Raw genomic sequence first — 26,855 nt, 5'->3', positions numbered from 1 at the left:
TTTGTTCTGGTGAAGCTTAGAGCAACTACATCAGCAGAACCAAATCCGCTGATCTCGAAGCCCCGATGTGATCATCAGGCGCACCCCGTACAACCTCGTTTCCCTCAGCCTCGCAGTGCCTTGCGGCTCCGCGTCTCGGCCCCGGGTCGGTGTCCGTGTCGCTCTGACTCGAACTAAGTTACGTGTTGGTTGTCCGCGTGTCAAATCGCCTGTTCAGGAGGGGTTTTCGTGAAACACTCCACGACACCTCCCGTTCAGTCGGTGGTTCCGAGGTCTCAGTCGGCGGTTCCGACCCGCTCGATCTCACCGCCGAGGGACCGCATGTTCTCCACGAAATCCGGGTAGCCACGGTCGATGTGGTAGACGTCGTGCACCTCGGTCACACCGTCCGCGACCAGGCCGGCGAGCACGAGACCGGCGCCGGCCCGAATGTCCGAGGACCACACCGGCGCACTCGACAGTCGCGGAATCCCGCGCACCACAGCGTGATGCCCGTCGGTCCGCGCATCGGAGCCGAGCCGGATCATCTCCTCCACGAAGCGGAACCGCGCTTCGAAGATGTTCTCGGTGATCATCGAGGTGCCGTCCGCGATGGCGGCCAGGCCGATTGCCATCGGCTGCAGATCGGTCGGGAACCCCGGGAACGGAAGCGTGGAGAAGTTCACCGCGCGCGGGCGATCGGACTGCACGACCCGAAAACCGTCCGGCTCGAACGAGATTCGCGCACCCGCGGAGCGCAACTTGTCCAGCACGAGGGACAGATGCTTCGGGTTGATGCCCGTCACCCGCACATCACCCTGGGTCATGGCGGCGGCGATGCCCCAGGTGGCCGCGACGATTCGATCGCCGATCACGCGGTGCTCGGTGGGCTCGAGCGCGTCCACCCCCTCGATGGTCAGCACCGAGGTGCCGGCGCCGGAGATCCGCGCACCCATGCGGATGAGCATGTTGCACAGGTCGACGATCTCGGGTTCGCGCGCGGCGTTGTCGATCACCGTCTCACCCTCGGCGAGGACCGCGGCCATGAGGATGTTCTCGGTCGCGCCCACCGACGGGAAGTCGAGGCGAATGCGCGCGCCCTGCAGCTCCTCCGCACGCGCCACCAGGCAGCCGTGCTCGATCTCGCTGGTAGCCCCGAGCAACCGCAGACCCTGCTGATGCATGTCGAGCGGCCGCGAACCGATCGCGTCACCACCCGGCAGCGCCACCACGGCCCGCTTGCAACGCGCCATCAGCGGACCCAGCACACACACCGAGGCGCGGAACTGGGTGACCGCGGGAAAGTCCGCGTGGTACTTGGGTTCCGCGGGCGTGGTGATCGCCACCACCCCGTGGTCGATCGTGACGTCGCAGCCCAGGCCGCGCAGCACCTCTGCCATCAGCGGCACATCCAGGATGTCCGGGCAGTTCGAGATCGTCGTCGTGCCCTCGGCCAGCAGGGCCGCGGCCATCAGCTTGAGGACGCTGTTCTTCGCGCCGCCTACCGCGACCTCACCGACGAGCCTGCTGCCCCCGGTCACCAGAAACCGTTCACTCACGGGGGTCAGCCTAGTGGTCCGCTCCCCCACTCGTGGCTTCTCCGCCCGGGCGCCAGAGGATGTCGCCGTCGGGGTTGGCCACCCGGCCGAGGATGAACAGCAGGTCGGACAGGCGGTTCAGGTATTTCGCGGGAAGCGCGTTCGTGTCCTCGGGGTGCGCGTCGACGGCGGCCCACGCCGAGCGTTCGGCGCGCCGCGACACCGTGCGAGCGGTGTGCAGCAGGGCGGCCAGGGGTGTGCCGCCGGGCAGAATGAACGAATTCAACGGCGCCAGAGGCTCATTGAACTCGTCGCACCATTTTTCGAGGCGGTCGATGTAGGGCTGGGTGATGCGCAGCGGCGGATACTTCGGCTCCGCGACCACGGGGGTGGACAGATCCGCGCCGGCGTCGAAGAGGTCGTTCTGGATCTGCCGCAGCACCCCGAGGATGCGCTCGTCCGGTTTCCCCAGCGAGATGGCGACGCCGAGTGCGGCATTGGCCTCGTCACAGTCGGCATAGGCGATCAGCCGGGGATCGGTCTTGGACACCCGCGAGAAATCGCTGAGTCCCGTAGTCCCGTCATCGCCGGTCCGCGTGTAGATCCGCGTCAGGTGCACACTCACACTGACACCGTAGCGTCAGAAATTCGCTGACACCGGAGCGTCAGAAATTGGGGCGGCGGCGGATTCGTTCGGAGGGCCTGGACTCGATCCAGGACAGCAGGGCCGCCAGGGCGCCGCGATCGAGCGCGAGCTCGTAACTGCCGTTGCCGTCGGTGAGGGCGATGATGGCCTCGTCGGTCATGATGTCGTACTCGTCGTCCTGCGGGGAACGACGGTTCTCGACCTCGATGCTGAGGCGGCGCAGCGTCGAATCCGGCCCGAGCTTCAGGCTGGAGAGCTTGTAGAAGACGAGCGAATCCTCGTCGTAGCGGATCAGTCCGTGCCGCCAGCCCGCGCCGTGACCACGTGCGGGGAGGGTGCGCAGCAGGGCGGCGGTGCCGCCCCGGCGCAGCATGACCAAGCGATAGGTCGAGGCCAGGGCCAATACGACGAGCAACAACACCAGAATGATCAGAAGCACCATCCCGGTCTGCAATGTTGCTCCTTCACATTCGCGCCGTTGGAACGTTCACCGGGCGACCCGCCCGCCGGAACTTGTCCGGCGAAGGGGCGCGGCCCGCGCTTATCGGTCGATACTACTGACCGTTGAAACGCGGAGCCGAGCCATCCACCGAATGTGACGTACGCGGCTGCTTTCGGAGCGCTCAGCCGATCGTTCGGGGCGCTCAGCCGATGCTGAACGGCTGGCCCCACAGGGCCAGATTGCCGATGAAGGTGGTGGTGTCCACCTCGGCCAGCACGAACGAACGCGCCTGCGCGTACCCGCCGCAACCGTCCACCGAGAACGTCTCGTCGACCCAGGTGACGCTGGCATGCGGACCCGGAACCTTGTTGTAGCGCTTGTGCGATTCCATGCCGTAGTCGTCCGGCTTCTCGAGATCGAGCATCAGTCGGGCCGTGGCCTGCCCCGGCCCGAGCGTGATGCCCGCGCCCGTGGTCTCGGAGGGCAATCCCAGGCTGGGCTGGCTTCCCACGGTGGCCGATTCGCTCGCGTTCTCACTCGGTGAGAGCGAGCTGATGTCCACCTGACAGCCAACCACGTATCCGGGCGAGATCTTGATCGTCGAACCGACCGCACTCGGACCGACGAGGTCGATCACGCCGCGACCGGTGGTCCACACGTTGCGATGCATCGGCGTCGCGCCCATGGAACCGCTGATCTTCGCCGATTCACCCTCGATGCGAATGGTGATCACGGTGCCGTCCGGCAGTTCACGGGTGAGCACCCCGCCCGGCAGCGGAACGAAGGTGTCGGCGCTCGCGGTACCGGGCGTGCCGATCCCGGATGCCACGGCCACGGCCAGAGCCACGCCGAAAAGCCTGCCGATCCGGGGATATTTGTCAGTGCCGAACATTCGATCCCTTCGTGTCGGAGTTCGAGATCAACCGATGCTGAACGGCTGCCCGTAGAGGGTGACCTTGGCGTAGTCCGCGCCGATGATCTCGACCACGGAGAACTGACGGGCCTGTGCGTATCCCGCGCAGCCCTGGATATCCATCGGTACGTCCTGATATTGGATGGTGTAGGTACCGCTCTTGACCAACTCGATGTTGTTGATCGCCAACCACTTCACTTCCCCGGGCGACAGCGGAAAACTGAATCCGCCCACGAGGGTCGGCGTGGTGCTGATCGTGAAAGCCGTATTGGCGCTGAGACTTCCCAGCGCCACCTGACAACCGACGATGTATCCGACCGTGAGATTCGACGACCCGTGTGTGCCCGAGTCATTGGTGCCCGGGAAGTTCAGCGGACCGTTGTTGGGCCCCACGGCGCCGTCCGGCGTCTCCACCTCGGCGGTGACCGAGCCGCTGAGCCACGAGGATCGACCGGCGCCGTTGGATGCCAGCGAGGCCGAAATGATCGCGCGCTCACCACGACTGGTGATCTTCACGCCGGGACCCTCGATGTGCCCGTCGGGCAGGGGCACCACCGCGTCGGCGGATGCCGCACCTGGAGAAAAGAATCCGATCGCGACAATTGCGGCCGCTGTCGTCATCACTATCGCGCGGAGCACCCGCGTCCGATCCGAAATCCGAAATCCGCTCATTCACCCCTCGCTCATCGTGACGGGTCGCACCCGGACGGAACCGAGTACGACCACGCTGCGGCAACTCGTTGAGGTAAAGCTGGAAGTGCTTGTAATAGCCGGGGTTTAACCAGATGCTTCAGACCACACCCATCGACCGGCGAGAAGATTCAACCACATTATGTAATTCCGGTCACCATCGGAGGTGTATTCGCGGGTAGCAGGAGTGTCGCGAAATCCGCTGCCGACACCGAAATACGAAAAAAGCGACGGCCCCAGGAGAATTCCTGGGGCCGCCGCTCGATTGCCGAGTGAAACTCGCCGGTCTGCCGACTACACGGCGGACCTACCCGCTATTCGCCGGCCTTGGACAGAGCACGAATCTGCCCCTGCGCCTTGGCCTGCGCCGCCGGGCTCGCGTCGGGATCGGCGAGCACGGCCTTGGCGGCCGCCTCGTCGATATCGCCCGCGAAATCAGCGGATTCGGCCAGCACGCGGACCGAATCGGCGGTCACCGAGAAGAATCCGCCGTGCACGGCCGCGACGATGCGCTCGTCGGAGTCGGACACGATGGTCACCGTGCCGCCCTCGACCAGCTGACCGAGCAGCGGTTCGTGGCCGGCCAGGATGCCGATCTCGCCCTCCGTGGTCTGAGCGGAGACGAAGGACGCCCGCCCGGACCACAGCTGCCGCTCGACGGCGACCAGGTCAACTGACATATCTGCCATGGCTGACTACTTCCCGGCGATCTTCTTCGCAGCGGCCTCGACGTCGTCCAGGCCACCACAGGAGTTGAACGCCTGCTCGGGCAGGTGGTCGAACTCGCCCTTGCAGACGCGATCGAAGTCGTCGATCGTCTGCTCCAGCGGAACGACGGAACCTTCCTGGCCGGTGAACTTCTCGGCGACGATGAAGTTCTGGCCGAGGAACTTCTCCAGACGACGGGCACGGCCCACGAGGACCTTGTCGCCTTCGGAGAGCTCGTCCATGCCGAGGATGGCGATGATGTCCTGCAGTTCCTTGTACTTCTGCAGGATCCGCTTGACCTCGTTGGCCACCTGGAAGTGACGGTCGCCGACGATCGACGCCTCGAGGATACGAGAGGTCGAGGTCAGCGGGTCGACGGCCGGGTAGATGCCCTTCTGCGAGATCGGGCGGGAAAGCTCGGTCGTCGCGTCCAGGTGGGCGAAGGTGGTCGCCGGCGCCGGGTCGGTGTAGTCGTCGGCGGGGACGTAGATCGCCTGCATCGAGGTGATCGAGCGACCACGGGTCGAGGTGATCCGCTCCTGGAGCTGACCCATCTCGTCCGCCAGGGTGGGCTGGTAACCCACGGCCGAGGGCATGCGACCCAGCAGGGTCGAGACCTCGGAGCCGGCCTGGGTGAACCGGAAGATGTTGTCGATGAAGAGCAACACGTCCTGGTTCTGCACATCGCGGAAGTACTCCGCCATGGTCAGGGCCGACAGGGCGACGCGCATACGCGTGCCCGGCGGCTCGTCCATCTGGCCGAAGACGAGGGCGGTGTCCTGAAGGACGCCCATCTCTTCCATTTCCAGGTGGAGGTCGGTGCCCTCACGGGTACGCTCACCGACGCCCGCGAACACCGAGGTGCCGGAGAACTCGCGAGCGATACGGGTGATCATCTCCTGGATCAGAACGGTCTTGCCGACACCGGCGCCACCGAACAGACCGATCTTTCCACCCTTGACGTACGGGGTCAGCAGGTCGATGACCTTGACGCCGGTCTCCAGGATCTCGGTCTTACCCTCGAGCTGGTCGAAGGCGGGCGGCTGGCGGTGGATGCCCCACTGCTCGCCGTCGCGGCCGAGGCCGGGGGTGTCCAGGCAATCGCCCAGGGCGTTGAAGACGTGGCCCTTGACGACATCGCCGACGGGAACCGAGATCGGCTTGCCGGTGTCGCGCACCTCGACCCCGCGCACCAGACCGTCGGTCGGCTGCATGGAGATGGTGCGAACGATGTTGTCGCCCAGGTGCTGTGCGACCTCGAGGGTCAGCGTCTTGGCAACGGACGCGAGCGCGATATCCACGTTCAGCGCGTTGTAGAGCTCGGGGATGGACCCGCGCGGGAACTCGACGTCCACGACGGGGCCGATGACACGGGAGACGCGGCCGGTGCCAGCGCCCACCCGGGTTTCTTTAGTGACAGCTGCGGTCATTGCTTCTCTTCCGTGTCTAGTCGCGGTCCGAGGACGACGCCAGCGCGTTGGCGCCACCGACGATTTCCGTGATTTCCTGCGTGATTCCGGCCTGGCGCAGCGAGTTCGCGGTACGGGTCAGTGAATTCACCAGATCCGTCGCGTTGTCGGTGGCCGCCTTCATCGCGGTGCGGCGCGCAGCCGACTCCGATGCCGCCGCGTCGAGCAGCGACGAGTAGATCCGAGTGTTGATGTACTTCGGCAGCAGCGCGCCCAGCAGGACATCCGCATCCGGCTCGAACTCGTACTGCGCGTGGACATCCGCCGACTCGGAGTCGGAGAAGCTGTCCTCACCCAGTTCGAAGTTCTCTTCCACATAGCTCACCTGAATGGGAGCCAGGCGGCGAACCTCGGGCACCTGCGACAGCATCGACACGAAACGCGTGTAGACGATGTGCAGTTCATCGACACCGGCCATGGTGCCCTCCCCGTGCGGGGCGGCCACTTCACCGTCGGCACCCGCCATGAACGCCTCGACCAGGTGGTTGCACGCCGAGGAGGCGTCCACATAGTTCGGCGACTGCGAGAAGCCGGTCCACGATCCGTTCACATCACGCTTACGGAAGGTGTAGAAGGTCAGGCCCTTGGCGCCCATCACGTACAGCACCGGCTCTTTGCCCTCGGCACGCAGCGTGGTCAGCAGCTCCTCGGTGCGCTTGAGCACATTCGAGTTGTAGCCACCGCACATACCGCGGTCACTGGTGATCACCAGTACCGCGGCACGCCGCGCATTCGGACGCTCGGTGAGCAGCGGATGGGTGAGATTGCCACTGGCACTTGCCAATTCGGCGAGTACCTTGGTGATCTCCTCCGCGTACGGCTTGGCCGCCGCGACCCGGGCCTGCGCCTTGCTGATTCGCGAGGTCGCGATCAGCTCCTGCGCTTTGGTGATCTTCTTGATCGAGCTCACGGAACGAATTCGGGAGCGCAGTTCGCGCACGCTTGGCATTAGCGGTTCACACTCCCTTCGTTGCTCGAGTCAGTCATTCGCATCGCTGTCGCCGTTCTTACTTCTCGACGTGCTTGCGAGTGACGGACAGCGACTCGACCTCTTCGTGGTCGAGCTTGCCGGCCTCGGCCTCGTTCACGACGCGGCTGCCGTCCGAAGCGAGGAAGCCCTGCTTGAACTTGTCGGTCGCGGTCTTGAAGGACTCGGCGGTCTCGCCCTCGACCTTCTTCGCGCCACCCTGCAGAGCGTCGAAGGAGGACTGCACGCTGGCGTGCAGGAACTCCAGCAGCTCGCCGTTGAAGCGACGAACGTCGCCGACCGGCACCGAGTCGTAGTAGCCCGCGTCGACTAGGAACAGCGAAATGACCTGGTCCTCAACGGAAACCGGGGCGTACTGGTCCTGCTTGAGCAGCTCGACCCAGCGCGCGCCGCGCTCCAGCTGCGCCAGCGAGGCCGCATCCAGATCGGAGGCGAAGGCGGAGAACGCCTCGAGCTCGCGGTAGGAGGCCAGCTCCAGACGCAGCGAACCGGCGACCTGCTTCATGGCCTTGGTCTGCGCGGCGCCACCGACTCGGGAGACGGAGATACCGACGTTGATGGCGGGACGGACACCCTTGTTGAACAGGTCCGACTCCAGGAAGACCTGGCCGTCGGTGATCGAGATGACGTTGGTCGGGATGAACGCCGACACGTCGTTGGCCTTGGTCTCGATGATCGGCAGCGCGGTCATGGAACCGGCACCGAGCTCATCGGAGAGCTTCGCGCAACGCTCCAGCAGACGGGAGTGCAGGTAGAAGACGTCACCCGGGTACGCCTCGCGGCCCGGCGGGCGACGCAGCAGCAGCGAGATGGCGCGGTAGGCCTCGGCCTGCTTGGACAGGTCGTCGAACACGATCAGGACGTGCTTGCCCTGGTACATCCAGTGCTGGCCGATGGCCGAACCGGTGTACGGCGCAAGCCATTTGAAGCCGGCGGAATCGGAGGCGGGAGCGGCGACGATCGTCGTGTACTCCATCGCACCGTGGGCCTCCAGCGCGGCCTTGACGCCCGCGATGGTGGAACCCTTCTGGCCGATCGCGACGTAGATGCAGCGCACCTGCTTGGACGCGTCGCCCGAAGCCCAGTTGGCCTTCTGGTTGATGATCGCGTCGATGCAGACCGCGGTCTTGCCGGTCTTGCGGTCGCCGATGACGAGCTGACGCTGGCCGCGGCCGATGGCGGTCAGCGCGTCGATCGCGGTGATGCCGGTGGCCAGGGGCTCACCGACCGGCTGGCGCTCCAGCACGGTGGCGGCCTGCAGCTCGAGCACGCGACGCTCGTCGGCCTCGATCTCGCCCAGGCCGTCGATCGGGGCACCCAGCGGGTTCACGACGCGGCCGAGGAAGTTGTCGCCTACGGGGACCGAGAGCACGTCGCCGGTACGACGGACCTGCTGGCCCTCCTCGATGGTGTCGAACTCACCCAGGACGACGGCACCGATGTTGGTGTCTTCCAGGTTCAGCGCAACGCCGAGGACGCCGCCGGGGAATTCCAGCAGTTCGTTCGCCATCGCGCCCGGAAGGCCGCTGATGTGGGCGATACCGTCACCGGTATCGGTCACGATGCCCACCTCCTCGACGGAGGTCTCCGGGGTGTAGTTCTGGGTGTAGCTCTCGATCGCGCTACGGATCTCATCGGGGGAGATCGTCAGCTCCGCCATGTTCTTCCTGCTCTCGCTGTGGTCTCGAATGTCGGTGTGTTGGTGCGCTTTTCGCGTCTCCGCGGACTTACCGGAAGGCTCGGCCGAAGGACCGGCCCGCCGGTGAGTCTCAGGCGAGAGACTGCCGCAAGCGCTGCAGTCGGCCGACGGCGCTGCCGTCGATCAGGTCGTCGCCCACGCGCACGACGACACCGGCCAGCAGGCTGGGGTCTTCCTGCACGTGCACCGTGACGGGCTTGTCGTAGATGCGCTGCAGCGAGGCCGCCAGCTGCTCGCGCTGCTGCGTCGTCAGGGCCGACGCGGAGCGCACGTGCGCCACGATCTGGTCCCGGAGCGATGCGGCCAGGTCGGACAGATGGTCGAAGTCGTCGCCGATGTCGCCCTTCTTGCTGCGGGCGACGGTCTGCTGAACCAGCTCCAGCGTGATGTCCTCGACCTTGCCCGCGAGCAGACGCTGGACCAGTTCACGCTTGGCCGCGAGCGGCTTGGCGTGATCGGTCAGCGCCTGCTCCAGCGAGGGGTTGTCCTCGACGATGCGGCCCAGCCGGAACAGCTCGTCCTCGACGGCGCCGAGACGGCCGCGGTCCTCCGCGGCACGCAACAGGGCCTCGCGGCCGAGCAGCACCAGGCTGTCGACGAAATCGCGGGCGCGGGACCAGTCCTGGGCCACCGCGGTGGTCAGCACCGCCTGGGTGGCCGCGCTGATCTTGCCGCCGAACAGGCGTTCGGCCAGCTCGGCGCGGGCCGAGCTCGCCACCGACTTATCCGCGAGCGCCACACGCAGCGAACGCTGGTCGTCGAGTACGGCGACAACGGCGAACAGTTCGGCGCCCGTCGTGGCCGCGACGGAGTCGCTTCCGGTCAGAGCGGCCCGAAGAGCTTCCCGCGCACGGGAGCTCGCCTCACGGCTCGCTGCGTACATGCTTCCCACTTTCGGTTCGTTACCTTCCGACCCCGATGCCGGCGTTCGCGTCCAGCTCCTGGAGGAACCGGTCGATCGACGCCGCCTGCTTGGCCTCATCGGCCACCGACTGACCGATGATCTTCTCGGCCAGGTCGACCGCGGTGCGGCCGAGCTCGGAACGCAGCTCGGTCACGATCTGCTGGCGCTGAGCCTCGAGCTGCGAGTGACCCGCTGCCACGATGCGGTCGGCCTCGGCCTGGGCATCGGTGCGCATCTGAGCCAGAATCGTCTGGCCCTGAGTGCGAGCTTCCTCGCGGATGCGAGCGGCTTCGAGGCGAGCCTCGGCCAGCTGCTCCTGGTACTGCTGCAGGGTTGCCTGCGCCTCGGCCTGAACGATCTCGGCCTTGGCGATACCGCCTTCGATCTTCTCCGTGCGCTCGTCGAGCACCTTGGTCAGACGCGGAATCACGTACTTGTAGAACGCGAATCCGATGACCAGGAGGCAGACCGCCGACCAGAAAATGTCATACGGCTCGGGGATGAGGGGGTTCTTGTCAGAACTCTCCTCAGCCGCCGCCAGATAGATGGGGTTCATCTCTGATCCCGAATCAGAAGATGAAGCCGGCGACGAGACCGATCAGTGCCAGGGCCTCGGTGAACGCGATACCCAGGAACATGGTGGTCCGGATGGTGCCCTGCAGCTCGGGCTGACGGGCGATGCCCTCGATGGCCTTGCCGACGACAATGCCGACGCCGATGCCGGGGCCGATCGCGGCGAGGCCGTAGCCGATGGCGCCGTAGCCCTTGGACTTGGTCTCGACAACTTCCTGGGCCAGGTACGAGAAGGTGCTCATCTGGTGTTCCATTCCCTTTCTGTCGCCCACCCGCCGGGCGGCGTGTGAAGCAGGTTTTTGTGTAGTCCGGTCGGTCAGTGAGAGTCGGCGTGCTGCGCGAGACCGATGTACACAGCGGTCAGCAGCGCGAACACGTACGCCTGCAGGAAGACCACCAGGATTTCGAAGAGGGTGAAGCCGAAGCCCGCGAGCAGCGAGAACGGAGAGAACACCTTCATCCAGGAGGCGGCGTCGAACAGGAAGAACTGGGTGGCGCTGAAGAACAGCACCAGCATGATGTGACCCGCCAGCATGTTGGCCATGAGTCGGACGGTCATCGTGAAGGGGCGCAGAATGAAGGTCGAGATGAACTCGATCGGAATCAGCAGCAGGTGCAGGGCCGGCGGAACATTCGGCACGACGATGCTCGAGCGCATGTACTTCAGGAAGCCGTACTTCTTGATACCCACGTAGTTGAACGTGATGTAGGCGAGAATCGCCAGCACCAGCGGGAATCCGATTCGGGCATTCGAGGAGATGTTCAGGCCCGGAATGATTCCCGAGATGTTCAGGAACAGCACCGAGAAGAAGATCGTGGCGATCAGCGGGAAGAATTTCCTGCCGGATTCCTTGCCGAGGACCTCGTCGCAGATCTGTTCCTTGACGAACACCAGACCGGATTCGGCGACATTCTGCAGACCGCGCGGAACCAGCTGCGGCCTGCGGAATGCGGCGAACATAACCGCAAGCAGGACAGCCGACATCAGGATGCGTACGAGCATCAGGCGGTCGAGCTCGAAAGGCGTGTCCGCGAACAGCACAGCCTTGGGGAAGAAGTCATCAAGCGAAGGCGCGTGGAACTCGCCCGCTAAAGTGGTGACGCTCAGCGTTCTCTCCCGTGGTCGGGCCGCAGACCAAGTTTGGCCTGCGGTTCGATCGGACATTGACGATCTGGTGGTCGACTCAGGTCGGCTCGAAGTTCGTCAGCAGCTGTTCGGGCAGAGCCCGGGCGTCTGTACGCGCGTCGGCGACATCGTCGACGGTGCAGGACCGTGACCCAGAGGGTCCGGTACGGCAGCAAGCATAACCTGCTCTTAGGAGGGTCTCAGGAAGACCCCCCTGTTGATTCGGTCGGCTACAAGTAAAGAGTTTATCAAGTTATCTACGACAGCGTGTAGGGGGTGGCCCAAACAGTCGGTGAACTGCGCCGCGGCTACAGCTCGCGGTCGACCTCGACGGTCGGAACACGTTGGCGCAGAAGGCCGTACGTCTCCGCGCCGAGAACCACGAGCAGTGCGCCGACCACCGTCAGGAACAGGGCGCCGGGGCTGTAGAAGTCGTACCGCTTGAGCACGGCGACCACGACGAGCGCCACCAGGAGCTTGCCCACCCAGCTGCCGAGCAACACGATGCCCTGCAGACCGGACTCGATCTTCGCGCTGAACAACACCGACGCCGCGGTGGTGAGGATGAAACCGCCGCCGATCGCCGCGCCGAGCAGGGCGCCCCAGAGACCGGGCAGTCCCGCGACGATCGAGGAAAGAATGGCCGAAACCACAACCAGCACAGCCAAACCGGCGATGCCGTAGCGCAGCGCCGCCCGCAGTGGGGCGTCAGGACCAGGATCTGAAGGCGTGCTCACGGGTGCCGATCATACCGGGCGGCATGGTCGGGGCCGTTGGGCGGATTCTCCGGCTCCCGCGCGGCGTCGTCCCATTGCGAGCTGCGGCGCACGCCCCGGCGCACCCGCGGGTGCAATTCCCGCCACGACGGCACGGCGGTGACCACGAGCGCGAAAACCAATCCGGCGGCGAACACCAGCACCACCACCCGGCGATCGGTGATCAGCGAAGCGCCGACCGCGCCGAATGCCAGCACGCTCACCCACAGGTAGATCACCAGTACGACGCGGCGATGGGAATGCCCGATCTGCAGCAAACGGTGATGCAGATGCATTTTGTCCGGCGTGGAGAAACTCACATTCGCGCGCCAGCGCCGCCAGATGGCCATCACGATATCCAGGACCGGAATGAACATCACGGCTCCCACCAGCAACAATGGCGACAGCAGACCCACGATGTCGCGCGGGCCGTAGCCCTGCAGCGGAATTCGGCCCGAGGCGCCGGTGGAGATCGCGGCCAGCATCAATCCGATCAGCATGGAACCGGAGTCACCCATGAAAATTCGGGCGGGCTGGAAATTGTGCGGCAGAAATCCGAGGCAGCCACCCGCGAGCGCGGCGGCCAGCAGTGCGGGCGGATAGGTGTCGGTGGATCCGCCCACCTCGTAGAGCAGGCCGACGGTGAACACGAATACCGCGACCGAGGCGATCAATCCCAGACCCGCGGCCAGACCGTCCAGACCGTCCACGAAATTCATCGCGTTGATCATCACGACGGTGATCACCACGGTCACCAGGCCGCCCTGCAGCGGATCGAGCACCACGGTCTCATTGGTGAAGGGGTTGTAGATGGCGACCCAGCTCAGGCCCATCCACGCCATCACGCCCGCCGCGGTGATCTGCCCGACCAGCTTGGTCAGCCAGTCCAGGCCCCAGCGGTCATCGAGAATGCCGACCAGCACGATCAACGTGCCCGCCGCCAGCACCGCCGGGATATCGCGCGGGTAGTCGAAACCGCGCCGCAGTGCGGGCAGTTGGTGCGCGAAGAGCACGGCACCGGTCAGACCCAGATATATGCCCACGCCGCCCATGCGCGGAATCGGCTTCACGTGCACATCGCGCTCTCGCGGGACCGCCACCGCGCCGAAGGCGATGGCCAGCACCCGGATTCCACCGGTCAGCAGATAGGCGATGACCGTGGCCGCGAGCAGCACCAGCAGCAGCTCCCGCAGCGGGACGACCGCCCCCTGGCTGAAAACGCCCTGACTCGACAGCATCTATCGGGCCGTCACCGAACGTCCTGGCGCAGTTCCTCGGGCGACATGCCGAGGACCTCTGCGACCTTCTCCGCCGCGATCGCGCCCTCGCGCAGAATCCGCGGCACATCGGAGGTCAGATCCACGATGGTGGAGGCGACCGCGTGATCGGCGGGACCACCGTCGAGATAGACCCCGACCAGATCACCCAGCTGCGCCTCGGCCTCCTGGGCGGTCTTGGCCGGCGGCTGACCCGAGACGTTCGCACTGGACACCGCCAGCGGCCCGACCTCGCGCAGCAGCTCGAGCGCCACCGGATGCAGCGGCATCCGCAGCATCACGGTGCCGCGGGTGTCACCCAGATCCCAGGCCAGCGAAGGCGCCTGCTGCACAACGAGACTCAGCCCGCCGGGCCAGAAGGCGCGGATCAGCTCACGCGCCTGCGGGCGCACCGAGAACACCAGACCGTCGATCGTGTTCCAGGAACCGACCAGCACCGGCACCGGCATGTCCCGCCCGCGGCGCTTGGCCGCCAGCAGCGCGCTCACGGCCTGACCGTCGAACGCGTCGGCCGCCAGCCCGTACAGGGTGTCGGTCGGAATGACGGCCAACCGCCCGGATTTCAGCGAACTTCGGGCCGCGTTCAGCCCGGCGGCACGCGAATCGGGATCGGCACAGTCGTAGACGGTACTCACGCGCAACATCTTGGCACGGATGCTCGGGTGCGCCGTCGCCGCGCCGGAGTTTCACCCGCCACCGGCCCGCGACGGTCGCCTTACCGAGTGCGGCGGGCCACGACGAAGCGGGGCTTGCCCGCCAGGTCGGGATGTTCGAGGATCTCGTCGAAGCCACCGTGCGCGGTGAAGAGGGCGGCGACGGCGGAGCCGTTGCTGTCGTCGTGCTCGACCGCGACCACGCCGCCCGGCCGCAGCAGGCGCGCGATGGTGGCGATCATGGGGCGGATCACGTCGAGGCCGTCCGGGCCGCCGAACAGGGCCCGGTGCGGATCATGGTCCGCCACTTCGGGATCCAGCCGCGCATCCTCGGGGATGTAGGGCGGATTGGAGACCACCAGATCCACCCGGCCGTCCAGATGCTCCAGGATCGCCGGGTCGGTGACATCGCCCGCGTGCAGATCGATGGGGGTGTCGCCCTCGTCGGACAGCTGCAGGGCATTGCGGCGCGCCCAGGCCATCGCCTCGGGATCGAGTTCGACCGCGTGCACCTGGGCGTCTGGGCGGGCGTGCGCGATGGCCAGCGCCAGCGCGCCGGAACCGGTGCACAGATCCACCACGACGGGCTGGTGCTCGTGCCCGGCCGCTTCGAGCCGAGCCAGCGCCCAGGCGAAGAGCAGTTCGGTCTCCGGACGCGGGACGAAGACGCCGGGGCCGACCGCGAGATCGATCTCCCCCATCGCGGCGGTGCCCGTAAGGTGTTGCAGCGGAATACGTTCCGCGCGCCGGGCGACCAGCTTGCGAAATTCCTCCAGCTGGTCCGGAGTCACCATGGGGACCAGCGCCAGCCGCCCCCGGTCGATGCCGAGCACATGTGCGGCAAGGAGTTCCGCGTCGGTCTGGGGACTGTGCACCCCGGCGGCCCGGAGTGTCTCGGCGGCGTCGCGAATGGCGGGACGCAGGGGTGCGCGGCTCATGACGACACTGTCCGCCTCTCCGAATCATGGTGCCGGGCAACGAGCGCCCGGCGATGTCGTGCCGGATACGCGGTGCCGAACGGATCGAGTTCCGGTGTTACCCGGCGAATTGCCGGGATCCGCGGGAGTCGGTCGGCACCTGGAAAAAATCTACTCGCGAAAGCCTCACTCCGCAGCGAGTCGCGCGGCGCGGTCGGCGGCGCTCAGCGCGTCGAGCAGATCGTCGAGATTGCCGGTCTTGAGCACCGAGTCCAGATTGTTCGCCTTGTACCCGATCCGGTGGTCGGCGATGCGATTCTCCGGGAAGTTGTAGGTGCGGATCCGCTCGGAGCGGTCCACCGTGCGGATCTGCGAGGCGCGGCCCGCCGCGGCCTCCTCGTTGGCCTGATCCTCCGCCAGCGCCTGCAAGCGCGCCGAGAGCACCTGCATGGCGCGAATCTTGTTCTGCAGCTGCGAGCGTTCGTTCTGGCAGGTCACCACGAGCCCGGTGGGCAGGTGGGTGAGGCGCACGGCGGAGTCGGTGGTGTTGACGCCCTGACCGCCCTTGCCGGAGGAACGGTAGACATCGACGCGCAGATCCTTCTCGTCGATCTGCACCTGCTCGACCTCGTCAGGTTCCGGGTAGACCAGGACACCGGCGGCGGAGGTGTGGATGCGGCCCTGAGATTCGGTGACGGGCACGCGCTGCACGCGGTGCACCCCGCCCTCCCATTTCAGGCGCGACCAGACGCCGTCCCGCGAGGGCTCCTTGCTCCGGATCGAGAAGGAGGCTTCCTTGTAGCCGTCCAGCTCGGTGTACGTGACGCCGAGCACCTCGACCTTCCAGCCGTGCTTCTCCGCGTACTTGATGTACATCCGGGCCAGATCGGCCGCGAAAAGCGCCGATTCCTCGCCGCCCTCACCGGATTTCACCTCGAGCACCACATCGTCGCCGTCGTGCGGATCGCGCGGCGCGAGCAGATCGGTGAGCGCCTTGTGCAGCTCGGTCACCTGCTCCTGCAGGCCGGGAATCTCCGCGGCGAAGGACGAGTCGTCGGCCGCGAGCTCCTGCGCGGCGGCCAGATCGTCCTGTGCGGCGGTCAGTTTGGTGTAGGTCGACATGATCGGCCCGAGTTCGGCGAACCGCTTACCCACCCGACGCGCGGCACCCGGATCGTTGTGCAGCGCCGGATCGGCCAGCTGCGCCTCCAGGCCCGAGTACTCGGCCAGGATGTCGTCGATCGCGGACGGGGCCGCGGTGTTGTCGGCCATGGCATGCGCTCCTTCGGGAACTTGTTTCGGTATACAGCAGACCCCCAGGCTCGCGCCTGCTCCGCGCCCCGCCCAGCTTCGCGCCCCGCCCAGGCTCGCGCCTGGTTTCGCGGCCCGCCCCGATTCTGGACCGACGGAGCGGGGGAGCGAAGCGGAGGCAAAAAAGCACCGACGCCCGCCCTGCACTGGGCAGGACGGGCGTCGGCGGGGGCGCTATTCGGCAGCAGTCTCGGCGGTCTCGGCAGCCTTGGTGTTGCGCTTGCCGTAACGAGCCTCGAAGCGGGCCACGCGGCCGCCGGTGTCGAGGATCTTCTGCTTGCCCGTGTAGAACGGGTGGCACTGGGAGCAGACCTCGACCGTGATCTGGCCCGACTCCTTGGTGCTCTTGGTCTGGAAGGTGTTGCCACAGCCGCAGACGACCGTGGTGTCCACGTACGTGGGGTGAATTCCTGCCCGCATGGGTGTCCTTTCAAAAGGCTCCGGGTCGCCCGCGATCTCATGGACGTGAACCGGAACCGACTTAGGCATGGTTGCCGACGGACAAGTATAAGCGACCGTATTCCCTGGTTATTCCAGCCCCCGTGGGATCGCGATCACACACGCGTGCGAGCGGGCGATCGTGCGAACCCCATGAAAGTACGGGCACGCGGGATCGCCGCGCGGGGGCCAGTCTGGAAGACGAGTAGCCCGCTACTCATGACTACGAACATGAGTGTTCATAGAGTTCGTCCCAGGTGAGAGTCCCGCGACGATCGGAAGGGCAGCTGTGACCAGGAAGGCTGTATCCGCGAAGAACAACACGACCCGGGAAATCTCCCGGATCGGCGTGCGGTCCGGAGCCGGGAGGGCATTCGGACGGCGCGCGGAATTCGTCGCGGCGGCGATCCTGGCCGGGCTGAGTCTGACGGTGGTGGCGGGGTGGTGCGCGGCTCCCGGGGACTCCGGCCGCGCGATGGGCAACCCGAGCGCCCCAGCGCACGGGGACGGCACCCTCGCCTACACAGCGGTCACGGTGCCGGACGCCTCGGCCTCCGGCGCCGTGACCGCGACCATTCTGGGATTCATGGTCTTCGGCGCGGCGCTGATCGGTCTTTTCTTCTACAGCCCGCGCCCGCTGCCGGGCGGACCGAGCCCGTTCGAGTTCCCGGCATCACAGCCGGCGCGGATACGGCGACGGCCCCGCCGTAGCGGGGCCGTCGTCGTGTACAACCTTGTGCGCCAAGCCTGTTCGGCTTATTCGTCGATGGCGCCCGGGGCGGTCTTGGAGACCGTCATCAGGAACTCGACATTGCTCTTGGTCTTCTTCAACCGGTCGACCATGAGGTCGATCGCCTGATGCGAGTCCAGGCCACCCAGCACGCGGCGCAGCTTGTGCACCACCGCCGCCTCGTCGGGTGACATGAGCAGATCGTCGCGACGGGTGCTGGACAGGTTCACGTCCACCGCCGGGAACACGCGGCGCTCGGCGATCTTGCGGTCCAGCTTGAGCTCGGCGTTACCCGTGCCCTTGAACTCCTCGAAGATGACCGTGTCACCGGTGGAGCCGGTCTCGACCAGCGCCGTGGCGATGATCGTGAGCGAGCCGCCGTTCTCGATGTTGCGGGCCGCGCCGAGGAACCGCTTGGGCGGGTACAGCGCGGTGGAATCCACACCACCGGAAAGGATTCGACCCGAGGCGGGCGAGGAGTTGTTGTACGCACGGCCCAATCGGGTGATCGAGTCGAGCAGCACCACGACGTCCTGGCCCATCTCCACCAGACGCTTCGCACGCTCGATGGCGAGCTCGGCGACCGAGGTGTGATCGCCCGGCGGGCGGTCGAACGTGGAGGCGATGACCTCGCCGCGCACGGAGCGCTGCATATCGGTCACTTCCTCGGGACGCTCGTCCACCAGCACGACCATCAGGTAGCACTCGGGGTTGTTGGTGGCGATCGCGTTGGCGATGTCCTGCATGACCGTGGTCTTACCCGCCTTGGGCGGGGACACGATCAGCGCGCGCTGACCCTTGCCGATCGGCATGATCAGATCGATGATGCGCGTGGTTAGCTTGTTCGGCTGAGTCTCCAGGCGCAGTCGCTGATTCGGGTACAGCGGGGTGAGCTTGGTGAATTCCGGTCGGCGCTTGGCGGATTCGATATCCGAACCGTTGATGGTGTCCAGGCGCACCAGCGGATCGAACTTCTGCCGCTGGTTGCTCTGATCGCCGTCCCGCGGAGCGCGCACCGCGCCGGTGATGGCGTCACCGCGGCGCAGGCCGTTCTTGCGGACCAGGTTCATCGACACGTAGACGTCGTTCGGACCGGCCAGATAGCCGGAGGTCCGCACGAACGCGTAGTTGTCGAGGACGTCGAGAATGCCGGCGACCGGCTGCAGGACGTCGTCCTCGCGGATTTCCATCTCGCGGGCCTCGCCACCACCGGTGATGGGGCCACCGTCTTCGCGGTCGCGCCCACGGCGACGCTCACGGAAACGACGTCCCCGGCGGCCGCGGCCGCCTTCCTCGTCGTCGTCGTTGCCGTTGTTGCGCGGACGGTCACGATCGGGGCCGTTGTTGCCGCCGCGCGCGGTGCCGTTCTGGTTGTTCTGCTGGCGGTTCTGACCGCCGTTCTGCTGATTGTTGTTGCGCTCGTTGTTATTGCGCTCGCGGCGGCGTTCACCGCCTTCCTGCTCGGACTTCTGCTCGGCGGGAGCCTCGGAGGAGGAAGCGTTCGACTCGGCGTTGCCGGTCGCGGCGGCGGCGCGCTGTTCGCGGCCCCGGCGCTGACGGCCGCGGCCGCGCTGGCCGCCGTCGCGATCGTCGTCGCCGCGGCCACCTTCGCCACGGCCGCCTTCGGCGTCCTCACGCTTGGATTCGCGAGCTTCGGAAGAGTTCTCGCCACGGGCGACACCCTCGCCACGGTGGGCATTGTCCCGAGCCGGCTCGGCGTTCTTGGCCGGAGCCTCCGCCTTCACCTCCGCCTTCACCTCGGCCTTGGCCGGTGCGGATTCGGTCTTCGGGGCGGACTCGACGGCGGGAGCGGATTCTCCGGCGGTCGGCGCGACCTCGGCCTTGGCCTTGGCATCGTTCCGGTTCCGCGTGGCCTTGACGGCGGGCGCGGGGGCAGCGGCGGCGGCGGCCTTGGCCCCACCGGACTGGTTCTCCTTGATGGCGGCGATGAGATCACCCTTACGCATCCCGGAGGTGCCTCGGATACCGAGTTCTCCGGCAAGCGCACGCAACTGCGGCAACAACATTCCAGTCAGCCCCGATCGTGCGACGTCAGTATGTTCGCTCATCTTCGAAATCTGTCCGGAGTCACTATCGCGATCCGAGGATTTTGAATCACTTTCCACCCCGGGTGTCGCGAGCAGGTCCGTTTCTGTCACGGAAATCCTTTCCTTCCCCCGAGTGCCGTGTGCCACTTCGGGGGTTCCTCCTGCAGCCCGGTCGTATGCCGGGCTCGGATGCCGTATCGCCTGTCTCGCTGGGCCGGTGGGGTCACCACTGCGTGGGCTTCGCCACCGATTCAAAAGGTGGGAGAGATCATTCCAGATGACTGGCTACCCCCAAATATCAAAGCCTCAAGCTTCGAGCCTGAGCAAAGGAGCCGCTGGAGCGATTTTGCCCTGATGAAGCACCGGCGTCTGACGCGCACGATGTACGGACTCGCTCAGGATAGCTCCCGACCTCGGCGTCGGCAAGGCAGGCGCGCTGTCAATCCACCGATACGCCGTCGGCGATGCCCGGTTCGAGCACGCGGAGCCCGTCCGCGACCGCGAGTTCACGCAGTTCCGCAGGGAATTCGCTGGTCCCGAGGGCCAACACGGTGGGACCCGCGCCGGAGACGGTGGCCGCGAAGCCCGCCTCCCGCAATCGTTCGATCCACTTGGTCGTCAACGGCAGCGCCGATGCCCGGTAACCCTGGTGTAGCCGGTCCGCCGTGGCCGGCATGAGCAGGTCGGGACGCTGCGTCAGCGCGACCACCGCGAGCGCGGCACGGCTGGCGTTGAAGGCCGCGTCGCCGTGCGGCACCATGTCCGGCAGCAGGCCCCGGGTGTGCGCGGTGGACGAGCGCTCCTCCGGGATCAGCACCACCGGGTGCAGCGTGGCGTGTGGTTCGAGCCGTACCGCGCGATAGACGCGCGGGTGATGGTCGGTGCCCTCGACGTCGGCCGGACGGTCGGTTTCGGTCCAGGACACCACGATTCCGCCCAGCACACTGGCCGAGGCGTTGTCGGGATGACCTTCGAACTCCGAGGCCAGCTGCACCATGACCGCGTCGTCGTAGGCCAGTTCGGCGTCGAACTTCACGGCCAGGCCGCGGCCGGCGGCGAGGCCGCCGACCACCGCCGAGGCCGAGGAACCCAGACCACGCGAATGCGGAATCACATTGCGGCACACCACATCCAGGCCGTCGGCCCAGACTCCGGCGGCCTGCAGTCCGCGTTCGATGGCTCGCACCACCAGATGCGAAGGGCCCCAGGGCACGTCGTCCGCGCCCTGGCCCTCGACCCGGATGGTGAGCCCGGAGTCCGTGGTGGACACCACGATCTCGTCATGGAGCCCCAAAGCGATTCCGAGGGAATCGAAACCCGGACCCAGATTGGCGCTCGACGCCGGGACCCGCACCGTGACGGTGAGGCCCGGCGGCAGGGTCCTGGTCATCAATTGAGCTTCGCGCGAATTCAACTCAGGCCAGCTCGAGTTCGTGCGCGATGGCGACGGGATCGACGGCGATCGGCTTCACGATGGGCATGCCCTGCAGCGCCGTGTCGGGGTCCTTGAGACCGTTGCCGGTCACCGTGCAGACCACGGTCAGGCCCGCGTCCAGCCAGCCTTCCTTGCGGGCGGCCAGCAGACCCGCGACCGAGGCCGCGGAGGCGGGCTCCACGAAAACGCCCTCGGTGTTGGCGATCAGGCGGTAGGCCTCGAGGATTTCCTCGTCGGTGGCCGCGCGGAACGTGCCGCCCGACTCCTCCTTGGCCGCCATCGCGCTGTTCCACGACGCGGGCGCGCCGATCCGGATGGCGGTGGCGATGGTCTCGGGATCCTTCACCGGAGCACCGTTGACCAGCGGTGCGGCGCCCGCGGCCTGCACGCCGAGCATGCGCGGACGCGAGGAGATGATGCCGTCGGCGTAGTACTCGCTGTAGCCCTTCCAGTACGCGGTGATATTGCCCGCGTTACCGACCGGGAGCGCGTGCACGTCGGGCGCCCGGCCCAGCGCGTCCACGATTTCGAAGGCCGCGGTCTTCTGGCCCTCGATACGGGCCGGATTGACCGAGTTCACCAGACCGACCTCGGGGAAGTCCGAGGTCACCTTGCGCGCGAGTTCCAGGCAGTCGTCGAAGTTGCCCTCGACCTGAATGATCTTCGCGCCCAGCATGACCGCCTGGGCCAGCTTGCCCATCGCGATCTTGCCCTGCGGAATCAGCACCGCGCAGCTCATGCCGCCGCGGGTCGCGTAGGCCGCGGCCGACGCGGAGGTGTTGCCGGTGGACGCGCACAGCACGGCCTTCTGACCGCGCGCTTTGGCGTCGGTCATGGCCATGGTCATGCCGCGGTCCTTGAAGGAACCGGTCGGATTCAGGCCCTCGACCTTGAGGTACACCTCACAACCGGTGAGCTGCGACAGATGATGCGCCGGCACCAGCGGGGTGCCGCCCTCGAAAAGGGTGACGATCTCCCAGTCGGCGGGGACGGGCAGCCGATCGCGGTACGCCGCGATCAACCCCGGCCATGGGACGTGCACGGCAGAGCCCGCAGTCGTACTCATTCCTCGGTGCCTTCCAATCTCAGAACGCTGGTCACGGACGTGACGGAGTCCAGTTCGGCCAATGCGGAAACCGTATCGGCCAGAGCCGATTCCTTCGCGTGGTGGGTCACCACGACCAAGCGAGCGCCCGAATCGTGGCCTTCCTGGCGGACCGTCGAAATGCTCACCCCATGCTTGGCGAATTCGCCTGCCACCGTTTGCAGAACACCGGCGCGGTCCGCGACCTGCATGTTCACGTGATAGCGAGTGGGGGTGTCACCGATCGGAGCGATCGGCAGTTCAGCATAAACCGATTCACCCGGGGCACGGCCACCGAAGAACTTGTTGCGCGCCGCCATCACCAGGTCGCCCATGACGGCCGACGCGGTGGGAGCGCCGCCCGCGCCCTGCCCGTAGAACATCAGGCGGCCGGCGTTCTCGGCCTCCACCACCACGGCGTTGAACGCGCCGCTGACCGCCGCGAGCGGGTGCTTGCGCGGAATGAGGGCCGGGTACACGCGCACCGAGATGTGGTCCTTGCCACCTTCTTCGGTGACGCGCTCGCAGATGGCGAGCAGCTTCACCGTGCAGCCGACGGCGGCGGCGGTCTCGAGATCCTCGGCGGTGATCTTGGAGATGCCCTCGCGGTAGACGTCGGCGGAGGTCACGCGGGTGTGGAAGGCGACCGAGGCGAGAATCGCGGCCTTGGCGGCGGCGTCGTAACCCTCCACGTCGGCGGTCGGATCGGCCTCGGCATATCCCAGGCGGGTGGCCTCGGCGAGTACGTCGTCGTAGTCCGCGCCGGTCTCGGACATGGCCGAGAGGATGAAGTTGGTGGTGCCGTTCACGATGCCGACCACGCGGTTCACCCGATCGCCGGACAGCGACTGGATGAGCGGGCGGACCACCGGGATGGCGCCGGCGACGGCCGCCTCGAAGTACAGGTCGGCGCGGTTGTTCTCGGCCGCACCGGCCAGCTCGCCGGTGTAATCGGCCAGCAGCGCCTTGTTGGCGGTGACGACGGACTTGCCGCCGGTGAGCGCGGTCTTGATCAGCGCGCGCGCGGGATCGATGCCGCCCATGACCTCCACGACGATGTCGACATCGTCGCGGGTGACCAGAGCCTCGGCATCGGTGGTCAGCAGTTCGGGGGAGATTCCGCGATCCTTGGTGGCATCGCGCACCGCGACGCCGCGCAGCACCAGCGGTGCGCCGACACGATTGCACAGGTCCTCGGCGTGGTCGCGGATCACGCGCACCACCTCCGTGCCGACCGTGCCCATGCCCAGGACGGCGATCCCGATCGGATGATCCGATCCCCACACGCCGTGCTTCGCGGCGTTGTTCGCCGCGTCCTTTTCACGGCTCTCCGTGCTGGTCATGCATTCACCTCCAAGCTGAGTAGGTCCTCCACCGTTTCACGGCGAAGAATCAAGCGCGCCTTGCCGTCTCGCACAGCGACCACCGCGGGCCGGGTGAGCAGGTTGTAACGGCTGGACATCGAGTAGCAGTACGCGCCCGTGGCGGCCACCGCCACCAGGTCCCCCGGGCCGACATCGGCCGGAAGCCAGGTGTCACGAATGACGATATCGCCACTCTCGCAATGCTTCCCGACCACCCGGGCCACCACGGCCTCGGCCTCGCTCGACCGCGACACCAGACGGCAGTCGTACTCGGCCTGGTACAGGGCGGGACGGATGTTGTCGCTCATGCCGCCGTCGACGCTGACGTAGCGCCGGCGCAGGCCCGCGTCGAGCACGACGTCCTTGGTGGTGCCGACCTCGTACAGGGTCACCGTGCCCGGACCGGCGATGGCGCGACCCGGCTCGACCGCGATGGTCGGCATCGGCAGACCCGCGCGCTCGGCCTCTTCCGCGACGATGCGGCGCAGCTGCGCGGCGAAGCCGTCCAGAGCCGGCGGATTGTCGCTCGGCAGATACGAGATGCCCAGGCCGCCGCCGAGATCGAGCGTGTTGACCTGCGCGACGCGCTCCACGCCGAACTTGTCCACGGCCTCGCGCAGCAGGCCGAGCATGCGGCGGGCGGCGATCTCGAAACCGTCGATCTCGAAGATCTGCGAGCCGATGTGCGAGTGCAGCCCGACCAGGCGCAGATTGTCGGACTCGAACACCCGGGCCAGCGCCTGCATGGCGTCGCCGCTGGCGATCGAGAAGCCGAACTTCTGATCCTCGTGCGCTGTCGAAATGTATTCGTGGGTATGGGCTTCCACGCCGACGGTGACGCGGACCAGGACCTCCTGGACCGCGCCTGCGGTGCGGGCCACGGCCTCGAGGCGATCGATCTCGATCAGCGAGTCGACCACGATGTGGCCGACTCCGGCGCGCACCGCCATCTCCAGTTCGGTGACCGATTTGTTGTTGCCGTGCAGCGCGATTCGCTCGGCCGGGAAGTCCGCGTTCAGCGCCACCGCCAGCTCACCGCCGGAGCAGACGTCCAGGTGCAGGCCCTCGTCGCGAATCCAGCGGGCGATCTCGCCGCACAGGAAAGCCTTGGAGGCGTAGTGCACTCGTGAACCCGGGCCGAAGGCGCGGATCATGTCGCGGCAGCGCGAGCGGAAGTCGTCCTCGTCGATGACGAACAGCGGCGTGCCGAATTCGGCGGCCAGCTCGTGCACCGGCACACCGGCGAGCCGGACGACGCCGTCGTCATCGCGAGAGGCGTTGCGCGGGTAGACATTCGCGGGAAGCTCGATCATCTGCCGCGGATCCCTCGGGCGCTCGGCCAGGGTCGGGGCGTGCGGGATGTCGGCGTAGCGGGAACCGGCGGGATGGACACTCATTTACATACGCTCCGGGGCAGAGACGCCTAGCAGGCCGAGGCCGTTGGCGAGAACCTGACGGGTGGCTTTGACCAGCTCGAGACGCGCGGCGTGCAGCGGGGTGAGGGGATCGTCCCCCTTGGGCAGCACGCGCATGTCGTCATCGGACTGGAACGGGTGGTACGCGCCGGCCAGCTCTTCGAGATAGCGGACGACACGGTGCGGCTCGCGCATCTCGGCGGCGGACGCGACGACGCGCGGGTATTCGCCGAGGGTGCGGATGAGCTCGCCCTCACGGTCGGAGGTCATCAGGCCGACATCGGGGGTGAGCGAGGCGAAATCGAACGCCGCCGCGTTGGCGAGAATCGAATTGGTGCGCGCATGCGCGTATTGCACGTAGTAGACCGGGTTTTCGTTGTTCTGCTTGGTCCACAGATCCAGATCGATATCGATGCTGGAGTTCACCGACGAACGCACCAGCGAATAGCGCGACGCGTCGATGCCGATCTCGGCGACCAGATCGTCCAGGGTCACCACGGTTCCGGCGCGCTTGCTCATCTTGACCGCGGCGCCGTCCTTGACCAGGTTCACCATCTGGCCGATGAGCACCTCGACGGTGTCCGGGTTGTCGCCGAACGCGGCCGCGGCGGCCTTGAGCCGGCCGATGTAGCCGTGGTGATCCGCACCAAGCATGTAGATGCACAGGTCGAAGCCGCGTCCACGCTTGTTCTGGAAGTACGCGATATCACCGGCGATGTAGGCGGCGTTGCCGTCGCTCTTGATGACGACGCGATCCTTCTCGTCCCCGTACTCGGTGCTGGCGATCCACCAGGCGCCGTCCTTCTCGTACAGGTTGCCCGAGGCCTTGAGATCCGCCAGCGCCTGCTCGACCGCACCGGAGGCGAACAGCGCGCTCTCGTTGAAGTACACGTCGAAGTCGACGCCGAACTCGTGCAGGTTCTGCCTGATCTGCGCGAACATGAGCTCGACGCCCTCGTGGCGGAACAGTTCGAGGCGTTCGGACTCCGGCAGCGCGACGGCCTCGGGATGCGCGGCGACGACAGTGCCCGCGATCTCGCCGATGTAGGCGCCCGCGTAACCGTCCTCGGGCGTCTCCTGACCGGTCGCGGACGCGACCAGGGACCGTGCGAAGCGGTCGATCTGCGCGCCGTGGTCGTTGAAGTAGTACTCACGGGTGACCTGCGCGCCCTGGGCGGTGAGGATGCGGCCCAGCGCGTCACCGACCGCGGCCCAGCGGGTGCCGCCCAGGTGGATGGGTCCAGTGGGGTTGGCGGATACGAACTCCAGGTTGATCTTCGTGCTCGCCAGCGATTCGCCGGTGCCGTAGCTCGCGCCCGCCTCGAGGATCTTCGCGATCAGCGCGCCCTGCGCGGCCTTGGCGAGGCGGATGTTCAGGAAGCCCGGACCCGCGACCTCGGCGACGTCGATTCCCTCGGCCTGCGAGAGCGCCTCCGCCAGCAGGTTCGCGAACTCGCGCGGATTGATTCCGGCTTTCTTGCCTACCTGCATGGCCACATTCGTGGCATAGTCACCGTGCTCGGGGTTACGGGGACGCTCTACCTTGACCTCGTCGGGCAGGACCGCAGGGTCGGATCCACGTTCGACAAGTACCTTCGCAGCGGTTGCGCGAAGGAGATCTGCAAGGTCAGCTGGAGTCACGAGTCACTATCCTATGGTCTGAGCAGGTAACCGCCGCGAGCGGGCACCTCCGGGCAGGCGCCCAGCAAACGATGGGGCCGCATCGCTTGATTGTCCGACACGTCGAAGAGAG

26 protein-coding genes are annotated in these 26,855 nt (G+C 66.7%); 1 reads left to right on the top strand and 25 read right to left on the bottom strand.

From position 1 onward, the window contains the following. Positions 1-275 precede the first annotated feature (275 nt). From murA to rpmE, 19 genes are all read right to left on the bottom strand, one after another. Positions 276-1,538 carry a UDP-N-acetylglucosamine 1-carboxyvinyltransferase gene (murA, locus tag NJ1_RS32480; protein WP_067702222.1) on the bottom strand — a complete coding sequence of 421 codons (1,263 nt, stop codon included), beginning with the start codon at positions 1,536-1,538 and terminating at the stop codon, positions 276-278. A gap of 10 nt (positions 1,539-1,548) precedes the next feature. Further along, positions 1,549-2,142, bottom strand: coding sequence for a cob(I)yrinic acid a,c-diamide adenosyltransferase (locus tag NJ1_RS32475; RefSeq protein ID WP_067702219.1), 594 nt, complete (start codon positions 2,140-2,142; stop codon positions 1,549-1,551). 40 nt (positions 2,143-2,182) lie between these two features. Continuing rightward, positions 2,183-2,605 (bottom strand): DUF2550 domain-containing protein, encoded by a 423-nt coding sequence (locus NJ1_RS32470; protein ID WP_067702216.1) that lies wholly within the window; start codon positions 2,603-2,605, stop codon positions 2,183-2,185. 202 nt (positions 2,606-2,807) lie between these two features. Further along, positions 2,808-3,497, bottom strand: coding sequence for an MspA family porin (locus tag NJ1_RS32465; RefSeq protein WP_067702213.1), 690 nt, complete (start codon positions 3,495-3,497; stop codon positions 2,808-2,810). Positions 3,498-3,524: 27 nt separating this feature from the next. Next, the gene (locus tag NJ1_RS32460; RefSeq protein ID WP_067702210.1) at positions 3,525-4,190 is read right to left on the bottom strand and encodes an MspA family porin; all 666 of its coding nucleotides are present in this window, start codon (positions 4,188-4,190) and stop codon (positions 3,525-3,527) included. Between the two features lie 332 nt (positions 4,191-4,522). Further along, the gene (locus NJ1_RS32455; RefSeq protein ID WP_067702207.1) at positions 4,523-4,897 is read right to left on the bottom strand and encodes a F0F1 ATP synthase subunit epsilon; all 375 of its coding nucleotides are present in this window, start codon (positions 4,895-4,897) and stop codon (positions 4,523-4,525) included. A gap of 6 nt (positions 4,898-4,903) precedes the next feature. After that, a complete protein-coding gene (gene atpD / locus NJ1_RS32450) occupies positions 4,904-6,346 on the bottom strand; it encodes a F0F1 ATP synthase subunit beta (RefSeq protein WP_067702204.1) in 1,443 nt (480 codons plus the stop codon). Between the two features lie 16 nt (positions 6,347-6,362). Further along, the gene (locus NJ1_RS32445; RefSeq protein WP_067702201.1) at positions 6,363-7,334 is read right to left on the bottom strand and encodes a F0F1 ATP synthase subunit gamma; all 972 of its coding nucleotides are present in this window, start codon (positions 7,332-7,334) and stop codon (positions 6,363-6,365) included. Positions 7,335-7,392: 58 nt separating this feature from the next. Beyond that, a complete protein-coding gene (atpA, locus tag NJ1_RS32440) occupies positions 7,393-9,033 on the bottom strand; it encodes a F0F1 ATP synthase subunit alpha (protein WP_067702198.1) in 1,641 nt (546 codons plus the stop codon). A gap of 109 nt (positions 9,034-9,142) precedes the next feature. Next, positions 9,143-9,955 carry a F0F1 ATP synthase subunit delta gene (locus NJ1_RS32435; protein ID WP_067702195.1) on the bottom strand — a complete coding sequence of 271 codons (813 nt, stop codon included), beginning with the start codon at positions 9,953-9,955 and terminating at the stop codon, positions 9,143-9,145. Positions 9,956-9,974: 19 nt separating this feature from the next. Continuing rightward, positions 9,975-10,532: a F0F1 ATP synthase subunit B gene (locus NJ1_RS32430; protein WP_067702192.1), complete on the bottom strand. Its 558-nt coding sequence runs from the start codon at positions 10,530-10,532 to the stop codon at positions 9,975-9,977. A gap of 13 nt (positions 10,533-10,545) precedes the next feature. After that, the gene (locus tag NJ1_RS32425; RefSeq protein WP_067702283.1) at positions 10,546-10,791 is read right to left on the bottom strand and encodes an ATP synthase F0 subunit C; all 246 of its coding nucleotides are present in this window, start codon (positions 10,789-10,791) and stop codon (positions 10,546-10,548) included. 74 nt (positions 10,792-10,865) lie between these two features. Then, on the bottom strand, positions 10,866-11,714 hold the full coding sequence (gene atpB, locus NJ1_RS32420; RefSeq protein ID WP_169813231.1) for a F0F1 ATP synthase subunit A: 849 nt from the start codon (positions 11,712-11,714) through the stop codon (positions 10,866-10,868). Positions 11,715-11,983: 269 nt separating this feature from the next. Next, the gene (locus NJ1_RS32415) at positions 11,984-12,412 is read right to left on the bottom strand and encodes a Cg1360 family ATP-synthase-associated protein (protein ID WP_084479086.1); all 429 of its coding nucleotides are present in this window, start codon (positions 12,410-12,412) and stop codon (positions 11,984-11,986) included. Next, on the bottom strand, positions 12,409-13,668 hold the full coding sequence (locus tag NJ1_RS32410; protein ID WP_067702186.1) for a glycosyltransferase family 4 protein: 1,260 nt from the start codon (positions 13,666-13,668) through the stop codon (positions 12,409-12,411). Before NJ1_RS32410 ends, NJ1_RS32415 begins: the two co-directional genes overlap by 4 nt. 11 nt (positions 13,669-13,679) lie before the next feature. Beyond that, positions 13,680-14,342 (bottom strand): L-threonylcarbamoyladenylate synthase, encoded by a 663-nt coding sequence (locus NJ1_RS32405; RefSeq protein WP_067702278.1) that lies wholly within the window; start codon positions 14,340-14,342, stop codon positions 13,680-13,682. 80 nt (positions 14,343-14,422) lie between these two features. Next, positions 14,423-15,298 (bottom strand): peptide chain release factor N(5)-glutamine methyltransferase, encoded by an 876-nt coding sequence (prmC, locus tag NJ1_RS32400; protein WP_067702183.1) that lies wholly within the window; start codon positions 15,296-15,298, stop codon positions 14,423-14,425. Positions 15,299-15,463: 165 nt separating this feature from the next. Beyond that, positions 15,464-16,549: a peptide chain release factor 1 gene (gene prfA / locus NJ1_RS32395; protein ID WP_067702180.1), complete on the bottom strand. Its 1,086-nt coding sequence runs from the start codon at positions 16,547-16,549 to the stop codon at positions 15,464-15,466. A 213-nt stretch (positions 16,550-16,762) separates the two neighbouring features. Continuing rightward, the gene (rpmE, locus tag NJ1_RS32390; protein WP_067702177.1) at positions 16,763-17,008 is read right to left on the bottom strand and encodes a 50S ribosomal protein L31; all 246 of its coding nucleotides are present in this window, start codon (positions 17,006-17,008) and stop codon (positions 16,763-16,765) included. A 307-nt stretch (positions 17,009-17,315) separates the two neighbouring features. On the opposite strand from rpmE, the gene NJ1_RS39475 reads away from it, so the two are divergent. Further along, the gene (locus tag NJ1_RS39475; RefSeq protein WP_157574426.1) at positions 17,316-17,885 is read left to right on the top strand and encodes a hypothetical protein; all 570 of its coding nucleotides are present in this window, start codon (positions 17,316-17,318) and stop codon (positions 17,883-17,885) included. Here the strand turns inward: NJ1_RS39475 and rho are convergent. The 6 genes from rho to argS form a co-directional block, all read right to left on the bottom strand. Then, on the bottom strand, positions 17,783-19,915 hold the full coding sequence (rho, locus tag NJ1_RS32385) for a transcription termination factor Rho (protein WP_067702174.1): 2,133 nt from the start codon (positions 19,913-19,915) through the stop codon (positions 17,783-17,785). The genes NJ1_RS39475 and rho overlap by 103 nt on opposite strands. 328 nt (positions 19,916-20,243) lie before the next feature. After that, positions 20,244-21,194, bottom strand: a complete 951-nt coding sequence (gene thrB, locus NJ1_RS32380) for a homoserine kinase (RefSeq protein ID WP_067702275.1) — start codon at positions 21,192-21,194, stop codon at positions 20,244-20,246. Between the two features lie 25 nt (positions 21,195-21,219). Continuing rightward, entirely contained in the window at positions 21,220-22,305 is a 1,086-nt protein-coding gene (thrC, locus tag NJ1_RS32375; protein ID WP_067702171.1) for a threonine synthase, read from the bottom strand. Further along, positions 22,302-23,666: a homoserine dehydrogenase gene (locus tag NJ1_RS32370; protein WP_084479085.1), complete on the bottom strand. Its 1,365-nt coding sequence runs from the start codon at positions 23,664-23,666 to the stop codon at positions 22,302-22,304. The genes thrC and NJ1_RS32370 overlap by 4 nt, the downstream gene beginning before the upstream one ends. Then, positions 23,663-25,084, bottom strand: a complete 1,422-nt coding sequence (gene lysA / locus NJ1_RS32365) for a diaminopimelate decarboxylase (protein WP_067702167.1) — start codon at positions 25,082-25,084, stop codon at positions 23,663-23,665. The genes NJ1_RS32370 and lysA overlap by 4 nt, the downstream gene beginning before the upstream one ends. After that, positions 25,085-26,743 (bottom strand): arginine--tRNA ligase, encoded by a 1,659-nt coding sequence (gene argS, locus NJ1_RS32360; RefSeq protein ID WP_067702164.1) that lies wholly within the window; start codon positions 26,741-26,743, stop codon positions 25,085-25,087. Positions 26,744-26,855: the final 112 nt, after the last annotated feature.

The organism is Nocardia jejuensis NBRC 103114, from assembly GCF_001613145.1.
Classification (GTDB): Bacteria; Actinomycetota; Actinomycetes; order Mycobacteriales; family Mycobacteriaceae; genus Nocardia; species Nocardia jejuensis.
Note: the sequence above shows the minus strand (reverse complement) of the source record. Positions and strands in the feature narration are given on the sequence as shown.